This window comes from Vibrio halioticoli NBRC 102217, assembly GCF_000496695.1.
Lineage (GTDB): Bacteria > Pseudomonadota > Gammaproteobacteria > Enterobacterales > Vibrionaceae > Vibrio > Vibrio halioticoli.
Genome location: NZ_BAUJ01000040.1, coordinates 37,596 through 48,719, shown reverse-complemented (window position 1 = coordinate 48,719; position 11,124 = coordinate 37,596). Strand labels below are relative to the sequence as shown.

The following is an 11,124-nucleotide window of genomic DNA, read 5'->3' as shown; positions in this document are numbered from 1 at the left end:
CGAAGGCATGGACATCACGCCGCCATCGGTTGCTTTAACCGATAACAACGGCGAAGAAGTGATCAACGGTGAAACTGAAACTGCAACTATCAGCGGATACTTAGGTGAAGGTGGTAAAGCGCTAGAGTCACTCATTATAACGGACAGTAGTAACAATCAAATCGTTATCCAAGCTTCCCAGATATCATTAAATGATATGGGGTATTACACTGTGACCAATATTGACGTCGCTGGTTTAGATGAAGGTGTATTAACCGTTACAGCAAACAGTATCGATATTGATGGAAACAAAGCAACAACCACAGACACGGCCTTGATGACTATCAATGATGCCCCGACAGCGAGCAGCGGGTCAGTGAGTTGTCTGGAAGATAGTGCTGTTATATTTCAATGGGCTGATTTCGGAGCAAATGATGCGGACACTTCGCAAGACAGCCTGTCAGTTGTGGTTAAATCATTGCCTCTCGATGGCGTGCTTCAAATTTACATCGAAGGAGAATGGTCTGATGTCAGCGTTGGCGATTCGATATTAAGTACCAAGATTGTTGCAGGAGAATTTAGATTTGTTCCGGATGAGAATGAATCGGGCGATGACGATTTTGATGTGTCTGGCCTTGGCAATCTCAAATCAGATTACGCGTCGTTTTTATTTTCTGTCAGTGATGGCGATAAAGAAAGCAGCACAGAGAGTTTATCGATTGATATTGCCGCTGTAGCGGATATGCCGAATCTGTTAGTGGCGAACGACAAAACTGAAGCGTCTATTGATTTTCAGGATACAGATCTAGGAAGACGCAATTGGAGTTCAAATATCGATATAAGTGATGTGTTTGGTGAAAATACATTAGGGACTTGGTATGCCAACGACGACAACAAAGTTGAAATCGGTAAAGAGTCCGTTTACCGCAAAGGGGCGAGCAAAACTAATTTGGTAATGGAGATCGAAGGAGATAGAGGTGATAACTCTATATTTACCGATATTCAGGTCACAGAAGGGCGTTATTACAGTTTCACCTTTGATGTTGCTGCGCGTCGTTGGGCTAACGGTGACAGCGATTTAGATGTCATTTGGGTAAAACTGGATGAACAAGGCCAACCAGTTATGGAGCAAGCCGTAACCTTGTATGAATTTAGGCCAACAGATAACAGTTGGGAAAGAGATATTCAGCTCTCATTACCCTCCGATAGTGAAGGTAGTTACCGCCTATTACTTCAATCGACAGACTCTAATAGCTATGGTGCATTGATTGATAACCTTATTTTAGAATCGAGTGATGCCTTTGGTGAGGTAGATACTTTCGTTGAACTATGGGATATCAGCGCAAGCTTAAACGATACTGATGGTAGTGAATCACTCACTGTTGAATTAAGCGGTCTGGTAGAAGGGACGCTAATAAAAGATGATTTAGGTAACTCTTATCTTGTTGGTAGTGACGGTAAGGCCGATGTATCGGGTTTTGAACTATCGAGTTTAAAAGCAAACGTACCTGAAGCGGGACATTATTCAGTTGAGGTGACCGCAACCGCAACTGAAAATAGCAACGGTGATAGCGCGAGCAAGTCCATCGTTTTACCATTGGTTATTTATTCTGAGCCCGTTTTAGACCCAGAAGACGGTGACGATGGTGACAATGACAATGATAATAACGGAGCATGGGGATTAACCCCAAAAAATGGCTTGTCTGTGACCGAAGGACAAATCAGTGGCCCAATAGCAATTAAACTTCTGGAAGGGGGAACAGTAAGGCTTGCCTCTGGCGCATCACTTACATTTACGTTTGCCTTGATTGGGTTTAGTGAAGGGCTAACAGCGCAAGATTTTGAGTTAAACCTTAGTACTTCAGCTGATTACACCTACAACTCTTTGGTAAATAGTGATGGCGAGATAGAAGTCACCGTACAAAATGTATCTGGCTCTGAAATCGTGGTGGGCCGCGGAAATTCTGATGACGGCTTACTTTCTATTGAAGTAGCCGCAAGCGCAGATAGTCAGATTGAAGATGAAGAGACGTTTACTTTGCATCTTGTTGAGGCAAGTATTGGCTCGCCGAAAGAGTCACAAGATGAAATTGATGTGACCATTATTGATGGCCCAGTGATTGCACAAAATAGAGTGTTTACTGATTCTGTTAATGAAATCATGGCAGGCTTAGGTGATGATATTTTGCAAGGCACATCAGAGCAAGACAACTTCATTTGGAAAAGTGAGATACTCGATAATAGTACCGACCTAATCCAAGATTTTTCGGTCGGTGAAGACGGTATTGTGCTCAATGGTATTTTAGAGCCAACTCAAAGCGACAGTATTGATGAACTACTCAATAAAATTGAGGTTAATGTGGTAGGAGATGATGTCACTTTAGGTATAGATCATGAAGGTGGCACACAAACTATCGTCATTCAGGATGCAAGAGAGCAGCTTGGAGATTCAATTGCCAATAATGGCAGTTTTGATGCGTCAGAGATCTTAAATCAGCTGATTGTAAAAGCGAATGACATGTAATGATTGAAAATAAAGGCCTGCACTTTTTATCAGGAGCAGGCCTTTAATTTTATGCGTTAAACGACTTTTGCCGCGAAACCTTTCAGGTATAAACCTTCCGGGTAAGCCGTATCAAACAAGTGATCGCTTGCTTGAGTAAAGGATTCCACAAATTTCACTTCACGACCGGCATCTAGCGCAGCATCGGCAATAATTTTTTGGAATAAACCTGACTCCATTAGCCCTGAGCAAGAATAAGTCAGCAAAGTGCCACCAGGTTTGAGTATTTGGATAGCCAGCATATTGAGATCTTTATAACCACGAGCGCCACTGGTTAGGTTGCTCTTCGAGCTAACCATTTTCGGTGGGTCCATGATAACTACGTCAAACTGAGTACCTTGGTCACGATATTCACGCAGTATTTTAAATACATCTGCATTCAGAAATACCGCTTTTTTGATGTTAAAGCCATTGAGCTCTGCATTTTGTTTTGCGATATCAAGTGCCGGTTGTGATACGTCCACATTGATAACACGCTCAGCGCCTGCTTTAAGCGCGTATAGACCAAACCCGCCAGTGTACGAGAAGCAGTTTAAAACTTGCTTACCTTTAACGTATTTCATTGAGTGTTGACGGCTGTCACGTTGATCAAGATAAAAGCCTGTCTTATGACCTGTTTTAATATCAACTTGAATTTTAACGCCATTTTCTTCAATCACGATAGGTTCGTTAGGCTCAGTGCCATGCAATAGCCCGGTAGTTTCTTCTAAGCCTTCTTTTTTACGCACGGCAACATCGGAGCGCTCGTAAATAGAGCACTCAGGGAAGCAGTGTTTGAGCGCTTCAACAATGTGTTGTTTTTGTTTTTCTGCGCCCGCGCTTAAAAGCTGACAAACCAAGTAATCTTGATATTTATCTATGGTTACGCCGGGCATTGAGTCTGACTCAGCGGCAATCAAGCGGTAGCCAGTCAGCGCACCTTGGGCGATGCATTCTTCTCTTAGCATTTGCGCTTGTTGAATGCGCTCAATAAAGAATGCCGTGTCGATCTCTTTTTTGGTAAAGCTCCAAATGCGAGCGCGGATTTGCGAGTTAGGAGAGTAGGCGGCTTTTGCTAACCATTGACCATTGTGTGCAAACACATCTACCGTATCACCCAGTTGTGGATCGCCGGTAACCGTTTCAATACCTCTAGAAAAAATCCAAGGGTGACGACGACGGACAGATTTGTCTCGGCCTTTCGCTAGTTTGATAGATGCGCTCATAAAAATGTAAGTCTCAAAGAAAATTTTGTGACATTGTCGTGTAACAACTCAGTAAAAGCAAATTAGAAACGATTATACTTGTCATCATTGCAAATAAGTTTGTTTTACCTGTCTATTTCACCAGTCTGTTTAACAGAAGCAAGGAGCAGTTATGTCATCAGTTTGCCGAAAATTTCTAGTCTCAGGCACAGTGCAAATGGTTGGTTTTCGTTATCACACCGCCCATCAAGGTTTAAAGCTTGGTTTAACGGGATATGCGAAGAATTTAAATGATGGCAGTGTGGAAGTGTTCGCGTGCGGCGCAAAGGAGCAAGTCGAGCAGTTGGCACAGTGGTTAAAAGTAGGGCCAAGAACGGCCTCAGTGGAAAGTTGCATCGCATCTGAGGCAGAATTTAAGCATTACGCAGGCTTTGATATTTTATAGGTGCTCAATACAAAGTACCTATAAAACAAAATCACGGCCAAGCACTCTTACAAACATTTTGCAGGTTTAGGTAAACCCGCCAGTTTAGTTGCTTGCTTCGCTGGGCCTTGTTTAAACAGTTTGAAAAGGTATTTACTGTTGCCTTTTTCTGGGCCGTGCGCCTTTTCGATGGCTTTGACGAGCATGCGCACCGCAGGCGAGGTATTAAATTCTAAGTAGAAGTCTCGCACAAAGTGTACAACCTCTAGATGCGCAGGGGTAAGCTCAATGCCTTCTTGCTCTGCTAAAATCGCAATCATGCCTTCTTCCCAATCTTTAAAATTAAGTAGATAGCCTTGAGCGTCTGTTTCTATGTTTTTGCCGTTGAATTCAAACATAGCCTGTTCCTAAGTGATACATCATTGCTTGAATTATCATTAAAAAACAAAAAGCCCGCAACTAGTGCGGGCTTAATAAGGTAAAGATTAATCAATATTAATCGTTATTCATGATACCTAGGATACTAAGTAGGCTGATGAATAGGTTGTAGATTGAAACGTATAGGGTGATTGTAGCTGAGATGTAGTTAGTCTCACCACCGCGAACGATTTGCTGTGTTGTTAGCAAGATTGCACCGGTTGAGAACAGTACAAACATACCGCTCATTGCTAGGTGAATCATTGGCATTTGTAGGAAGATGTTCGCGACCATACCGATTAGAAGAACCACAAAACCAGCCATTAATAGGCCACCTAGGAAAGATAGGTCACGTTTGGTAGTTAGTGCGTAAGCTGATGCGCTCATAAAGGCCAGTGCTGTGCCGCCAAGTGCGGTCACAATGGTGTCACCCATACCTGCACCAATGTACATGTTTAGGATTGGACCTGTGGTATAGCCTAAGAAGCCAGTGAATAGGAAAGTAAAAACTAAGCCCATGCTGTTGTTACGGTTCTTCTCAGTTAAGAACAGTAAGCCATAGAAACCAACAAGCATGATGATTAGGCCAGGACGGGGTAGGTTCATAGCCATAGAAACGCCCGCTACTACAGCAGACCAAAGCAATGTTAGTGATAACAAGAAATAGGTGTTACGCAAAACCTTGTTGGTTTGCAACACACTTTCTTGGGTGCGAGTGCGTGATACCAATGGACTGTTCATAGTGTTCCTCAAAAGACCTTTAAATAATTAGTATATATATGTGGCGAAAAGTTCAATTTTTCAAGTACAGCGTTCGCCTACGCCACCTGATAGTAAGCAAATTGTGTGTCTGAGTGAACCGCAAAATGTAACTAACGGTAAACAGCACGTTCATTCCATGTAAAAAAGGGTAGCAGTGCTACCCTTTATTTTACGTCAAATATTGGGTTAATGGTGCAATATTTGCGATAAGAAGTTCTGAGTGCGATCTGACTGCGGGTTTTCAAAGAAATCGATTGGATTATTTTCTTCAATGATTTCACCCGCATCCATAAAGATCACTCTATCGGCAACCTCTTTGGCAAAGCCCATTTCATGGGTCACACACAGCATAGTCATCCCTTCATCGGCCAGCTCAACCATTACATCCAGCACTTCACGTACCATTTCAGGGTCGAGCGCCGAGGTCGGCTCATCAAACAGCATCACTTGAGGGTTCATACACAAAGAGCGTGCAATCGCCACACGTTGCTGTTGTCCACCGGACAATTGGCCTGGGTATTTATCCGCTTGATCTGGGATCTTAACGCGCTCTAAATATTTCATCGCTACAGCATCAGCTTCTTCTTTAGGCATTTTTTTCACCCAAATAGGCGCAAGAGTGCAGTTTTCTAGCACGGTTAGGTGCGGGAATAAGTTGAAGTGCTGAAAACACATACCCACTTCTCGGCGAACGGCTTCGATGTTTTTAAGATCTTCAGTCAGCTCTGTGCCAGAGACAAAAATATGGCCTTTTTGATGCTCTTCCAAACGGTTAATACAACGAATCATCGTCGATTTACCTGAGCCAGAAGGGCCACAAATTACGATCTTTTCGCCTTTTTTAACACTTAGGTTGATGTTTTTTAGCACGTGAAACTCACCGTACCACTTGTTCATGTCCTCTAATTGGATCATGTAATCTTGTTGTTGCGTCATAATACGTCCTTGATAATTATCGTTTGTGACCGGTGTGAAGTTTGTTCTCTAGCCATATCGAATACCTCGACATGCCAAAACAAAATACCCAGAACACTAACGCGACAAATACATAACTTTCGATAGAAAAACCTAGCCATTCAGGGTCAGTATTCGCTGATTGACCAATACCCAGTACATCAAACATACCGATAATGAGTACTAAACTGGTGTCTTTAAATAAACCAATAAAAGTATTCACAATCGATGGAATGGTGATTTTAAGCGCTTGTGGAAGAATGATTAAACGCATTTTCTTCCAATATGAGAGCCCTAACGCGTCTGCGGCTTCATATTGCCCGCTTGGGATTGCTTGCAAGCCGCCGCGAACCACTTCTGCCATGTAAGCGGCGCTAAATAGCACCACACCCACCAGCGCGCGAATGAGCTTATCGGTTTGCATACCTTCTGAAAGAAACAGCGGCAGCATAACTGAAGCCATGAAGAGTACGGTAATCAATGGAACACCACGCCACACTTCGATGTATACCGTACACATACTGCGTATGATAGGCATTTCTGAGCGGCGACCTAGGGCTAACATTACCCCGATAGGCAGCGAAACCACGATACCGACTAACGCGATAATTAATGTGACTAACAAGCCACCCCATTTATGCGTTTCGACGACTTCTAAGCCAAATACACCACCATACAGCAAAGCGGCAATCATAAACGGGTAGATATTGACAAAAAATAGCCAAATCCATGTGCGCTTCGGGGTCTTTTCATACATTAACGCGGCAATGAAAATCGCCAATGTGGCGTAAAATAGGCGCGGGCGCCACAATTCAGCTTCTGGGTAAAACCCATACATGAATTGTTCCCAGCGAACACTAATAAACACCCAACATGCACCTGCACTAGTACAATCATCGCGGGTTGTACCAATCCAATCGGCATTAATAAACGCCCAACTTATTGTCTGACTGATTAGAAGAAACGCAAGGTAGCCCAAAATAATAGAAACAATCGAATTTATTGGCGTACTAAACAGATTTTTCTTCATCCACCCAACGACACCAACAGAATTTGACGGTGGTGGCAGATCTGGCTGAAACTGATGTGTACTCATATTATCTCTCCACCAATGCAACTTTCTTGTTGTAGATATTCATCACAAGAGAAGTGAGCAAACTCAAGGTGAGGTAAACCCCCATCGTCATTGCAATAATCTCTATCGCTTGTCCAGTTTGGTTTAACGTAGTTCCGGCAAATACCGATACTAAATCAGGATAACCAATGGCCATTGCGAGCGAGGAGTTTTTGGTCAAGTTCAAATATTGACTGGTTAACGGCGGAATAATGATGCGCAGTGCTTGAGGAATGACCACTAAGCGCAAGGTGCGACTGCGAGGTAAACCTAATGACATTGCCGCTTCTGTTTGCCCATGACTAACAGCGTTAATACCTGAGCGTACAATCTCCGCAATAAATGAGGCGGTATAAATACTCAGCGCCAACGTTAATGCGGCTAGTTCAGGGATAATGCTAATACCACCACTGAAGTTAAACCCTTTTAATTCCGGGAACTCTGCTGTGATAGGCATACCTGTCATAAAGTAGGTAATAGCGGATAGACCAACGATTAGAGCAAGGGAGATACGACCAACAGGTGTTTGTTGTCCGGTGAGTTTCTGTTTGTTTTTTGCCCAAATAGCAATCACAACTGAGGCTATAACGGCCAAGGCAAAGGCTGCGACAACCAATGAGCTGCCTTCATTAAACACGGGCGCTGGGAAAAATAGGCCGCGTACGTTTAAAAAGACGGCTTCGCCCAAGCTTAAACTTTGACGTGGAGAAGGCAGTGCCTGCAATACTGCAAAATACCAGAAGAAAATTTGCAGTAATAATGGGATATTACGGAACACTTCGATGTAAATTGCGGCTAGGCGACTGACTAACCAGTTGCTAGACAAGCGGGCGATACCCATGATGAAACCAAGAATGGTTGCAAATAGAATACCTAGGACAGACACCAATGCTGTGTTTAAAAGTCCGACGATGAAGGTGCGCCCGTAACTGAAGGTTTCATCATATTCGACAAGATGAAGACCAATACCAAATCCGGCTTCTTTGGAGAGAAAGTCGAATCCGGTTGCAATGCCACGTGCATCGAGGTTGCTCAAAGCATTGTTGACAATAGTATAGAAAAACCAAACTAGACCTAATACTGCGATAACCTGAAAGGCAATAGCACGAAAGGTCGGGTTATATAGAAGATTTGAGCTCTTTTTTCCTGAACTGGGTTCAGCTGGAGTTATTTTTGGTGGGGTCATACAACTAACCTTTAATTAAATCCATTTAAACAAAAGGGCGGCGAGGCCACCCTTAGGTTACAAAGACAGGATTAGCGCATTGGAGGCGCGTACATAAAGCCACCTGCATTCCATAGTGCATTTACACCACGAGTAATTTGTAGAGGTGAACCTGTACCCACAGTGCGCTCAAAACTCTCACCGTAGTTACCCACTTGTTTAATCACTTGGTAGCCCCAGTCGTCTTTAAGACCTAATGCAGTACCTTTTGGTCCATCAACACCTAGAATACGTTTTACGTTTGGATCTGATGATTTCAACATTTCATCGGCATTTTTCGAAGTGATGCCATATTCTTCGGCATTGATCATCGCATTTAGCGTCCACTTCGCCACGTTAAACCACTTGTCGTCACCTTGACGAACCACAGGGCCTAGAGGTTCTTTGGAGATAATTTCTGGTAATACGATTGCTGAAGAAGGGTCTTTAAGATTTAGGCGCAGTGCGTAAAGTCCAGATTGGTCCGTGGTAAGAACGTCACAGCGACCAGCGTCGAAACCTGCCGATGTTTGTGCGGCTGTATCAAATACCACTGGTTTGTATTTCATGCCACTAGCGCGGAAGTAATCGGCAAGGTTTAGCTCGGTTGTTGTACCTGATTGAACACAAACAGCGGCACCATCAAGCTCTTTCGCACTCATTACACCAAGGTCTTTTTTCACCATAAAGCCTTGTCCATCGTAGTAGTTTACGCCGACGAAGTTCAGACCCAGTGCGGTATCACGATGTTGAGTCCACGTAGTGTTACGAGACAGCACATCAATTTCACCAGATTGTAGGGCAGTGAAACGCTCTTTTGCGGTTAGAGGAACGTATTTCACTTTTGTTTTGTCACCAAGCACTGCAGCTGCCAATGCTTGACAATATTCAACATCAATCCCTTCCCATTGTCCCTTCGAGTTAGGGTTAGAAAAGCCTGGTAGGCCAGTACTCACGCCACAGGTGAGTGAGCCAGATGCTAAAACTTTGTCTAGCGTGCTATCGGCTGCTGAGGCTGAAGTGGCCATTACAGCAGTTGAAGCAGCTACTACGGAAGCTAGAATTGTGAGTTTATTCGCCATCTATTTGTTTCCTTTCTGTATAGTCCATGGGTGGTGATACATGATTCATCGTAGTTTGCACCTTTACATTGAATGTAAAATCGATTGTATGAATCACCAAATTGGGGCATATTTTCCTTGTCCTAATACAAAGTAGTTTAGGTTTCTAAGTATCTCAATTAATTGCAAATTATGAGTTACACCTAATTAACTACTCTAGAATGACTAAATGTTGCCAGTTTGTAAATAGTGCAACATTGCTTAACTTTGGTTAATCAGTTGGATTACATGTGAAATTCAAATAAACTAGTTGTTATTACTGTTTAATCTTCAATGCCTAGCTCGATAAGCTGACATTTAATGAATATCAGAGTAATCGCCTAATAAGAAAATTTCACGGGTAATGTATTGCACCAATTTAGTGAATTAGCTACGGATGATTGTTGTTAACAAAAAGGAAGAAAATGCGTTATTTCCCTCTATATTATGATTTGCTTCATAAGCCTGTACTTGTGGTTGGTGGTGGGGAAGTCGCCAGTCGAAAAATTGAAAGTCTGTTGAAGGCTGGAGCGTATGTCTCTGTGGTTTCCCCAAGGTTAGACCCGTTTTTATCATCATTGGCACAAGATAAGAAAATCAGTTGGATCAAAGGCTTTTATCAAGAACATTTAATCGATGAGTTTGTGCAAATTTGGGCGACCACAGATAACCCTGAACTTAATCATCGTGTACATCGTGACGCCAAATTAGCCGGTATTATGGTTAATGTTGTAGATGACACTGAGCATTGCGATTTTATTACCCCTTCAATGATCACTCGCGGACGAATACAAGTTGCCTTCTCTAGTGGCGGTGGATCTCCGGTTCTTATTCGTAACTTAAGACGCACCTTTGAAGCTGTACTGCCACAAAACCTGGGTTTATTGGCTGATTTCGCCACCAGTAAACGCAACGATATCAAATCCAAATTATCTGATGTCACTCAAAGACGTTTGTTTTGGGAATGCTTTTTTGAAGATAAAAGGGTGAAGGCGGCAACCTCGACTCATTCACTGCAGTCATGTTATGAACAAATGCTCGACGAGGATAATTTTGAACCTGCTTATTCGGTCACTTGGATTGAAACAGGCAAAGACTTTGAAATGCTAACCTTAAAAGCACTGCGCCTAATGCAGGCATCAGAAATGGTCTTGTATCATCAATCTATAGATACTGTATATATAGACAGTTGTCGTCGTGATGCGCAGCGTGAGAGTTGGAAAGAGGTGTCGGAGCTCAAAGTCTTGTTAGAAAAAGAGCAAAAAAATAACAGTGCGGTAGTGGTGTTATTGCCGTCTATGAGCAAAGCTTTACAGTCCGAATTATCATTGTGCTGCGGGACTGTTGACGTTCTCTCTTATGCACGTCAGCCGTTAGAACAAAAGTAAGTTTATTGTTGCACTGTTAACTATAAAAATAATCA

At 42.9% G+C, this 11,124-nt stretch carries 10 protein-coding genes; 3 read left to right on the top strand and 7 right to left on the bottom strand.

From position 1 onward, the window contains the following. Positions 1-2,503, top strand: a 2,503-nt coding sequence (locus VHA01S_RS18495) for a hypothetical protein (protein WP_023404702.1), incomplete at its 5' end; no start/stop codon positions are given. Positions 2,504-2,559: 56 nt separating this feature from the next. On the opposite strand, the gene VHA01S_RS12315 is transcribed toward VHA01S_RS18495, so the two are convergent. Beyond that, the gene (locus VHA01S_RS12315) at positions 2,560-3,747 is read right to left on the bottom strand and encodes a class I SAM-dependent methyltransferase (protein WP_023404701.1); all 1,188 of its coding nucleotides are present in this window, start codon (positions 3,745-3,747) and stop codon (positions 2,560-2,562) included. 151 nt (positions 3,748-3,898) lie between these two features. Here VHA01S_RS12315 and yccX point away from each other — a divergent pair, with 151 nt between their 5' ends. Beyond that, complete coding sequence (gene yccX / locus VHA01S_RS12310) at positions 3,899-4,171, top strand: acylphosphatase (RefSeq protein WP_023404700.1); 273 nt, start codon at positions 3,899-3,901, stop codon at positions 4,169-4,171. 47 nt (positions 4,172-4,218) lie between these two features. Here yccX and VHA01S_RS12305 read toward each other — a convergent pair whose 3' ends face one another. From VHA01S_RS12305 to VHA01S_RS12280, 6 genes are all read right to left on the bottom strand, one after another. Then, a complete protein-coding gene (locus tag VHA01S_RS12305) occupies positions 4,219-4,548 on the bottom strand; it encodes a TusE/DsrC/DsvC family sulfur relay protein (protein WP_023404699.1) in 330 nt (109 codons plus the stop codon). 97 nt (positions 4,549-4,645) lie between these two features. Next, a complete protein-coding gene (locus tag VHA01S_RS12300) occupies positions 4,646-5,308 on the bottom strand; it encodes a Bax inhibitor-1/YccA family protein (protein WP_021713143.1) in 663 nt (220 codons plus the stop codon). Positions 5,309-5,515: 207 nt separating this feature from the next. Further along, complete coding sequence (locus tag VHA01S_RS12295) at positions 5,516-6,265, bottom strand: amino acid ABC transporter ATP-binding protein (protein ID WP_023404698.1); 750 nt, start codon at positions 6,263-6,265, stop codon at positions 5,516-5,518. A gap of 16 nt (positions 6,266-6,281) precedes the next feature. Next, positions 6,282-7,379 (bottom strand): amino acid ABC transporter permease, encoded by a 1,098-nt coding sequence (locus VHA01S_RS12290; RefSeq protein ID WP_023404697.1) that lies wholly within the window; start codon positions 7,377-7,379, stop codon positions 6,282-6,284. A gap of 1 nt (position 7,380) precedes the next feature. After that, positions 7,381-8,583, bottom strand: coding sequence for an amino acid ABC transporter permease (locus VHA01S_RS12285; protein WP_023404696.1), 1,203 nt, complete (start codon positions 8,581-8,583; stop codon positions 7,381-7,383). Positions 8,584-8,654: 71 nt separating this feature from the next. After that, positions 8,655-9,683, bottom strand: a complete 1,029-nt coding sequence (locus tag VHA01S_RS12280; RefSeq protein WP_023404695.1) for an amino acid ABC transporter substrate-binding protein — start codon at positions 9,681-9,683, stop codon at positions 8,655-8,657. Positions 9,684-10,126: 443 nt separating this feature from the next. Here VHA01S_RS12280 and VHA01S_RS12275 point away from each other — a divergent pair, with 443 nt between their 5' ends. Continuing rightward, positions 10,127-11,089 (top strand): precorrin-2 dehydrogenase/sirohydrochlorin ferrochelatase family protein, encoded by a 963-nt coding sequence (locus VHA01S_RS12275; protein WP_023404694.1) that lies wholly within the window; start codon positions 10,127-10,129, stop codon positions 11,087-11,089. The last annotated feature ends 35 nt before the right edge of the window (positions 11,090-11,124 follow it).

Bases quoted from the DNA above. Each gene is read 5' to 3' on its own strand.
- VHA01S_RS12315 (WP_023404701.1), bottom strand. From the start codon at position 3,747: ATGAGCGCATCTATCAAACTAGCGAAAGGCCGAGACAAATCTGTCCGT.
- yccX (WP_023404700.1), top strand. From the start codon at position 3,899: ATGTCATCAGTTTGCCGAAAATTTCTAGTCTCAGGCACAGTGCAAATG.
- VHA01S_RS12305 (WP_023404699.1), bottom strand. From the start codon at position 4,548: ATGTTTGAATTCAACGGCAAAAACATAGAAACAGACGCTCAAGGCTAT.
- VHA01S_RS12300 (WP_021713143.1), bottom strand. From the start codon at position 5,308: ATGAACAGTCCATTGGTATCACGCACTCGCACCCAAGAAAGTGTGTTG.
- VHA01S_RS12295 (WP_023404698.1), bottom strand. From the start codon at position 6,265: ATGACGCAACAACAAGATTACATGATCCAATTAGAGGACATGAACAAG.
- VHA01S_RS12290 (WP_023404697.1), bottom strand. From the start codon at position 7,379: ATGAGTACACATCAGTTTCAGCCAGATCTGCCACCACCGTCAAATTCT.
- VHA01S_RS12285 (WP_023404696.1), bottom strand. From the start codon at position 8,583: ATGACCCCACCAAAAATAACTCCAGCTGAACCCAGTTCAGGAAAAAAG.
- VHA01S_RS12280 (WP_023404695.1), bottom strand. From the start codon at position 9,683: ATGGCGAATAAACTCACAATTCTAGCTTCCGTAGTAGCTGCTTCAACT.
- VHA01S_RS12275 (WP_023404694.1), top strand. From the start codon at position 10,127: ATGCGTTATTTCCCTCTATATTATGATTTGCTTCATAAGCCTGTACTT.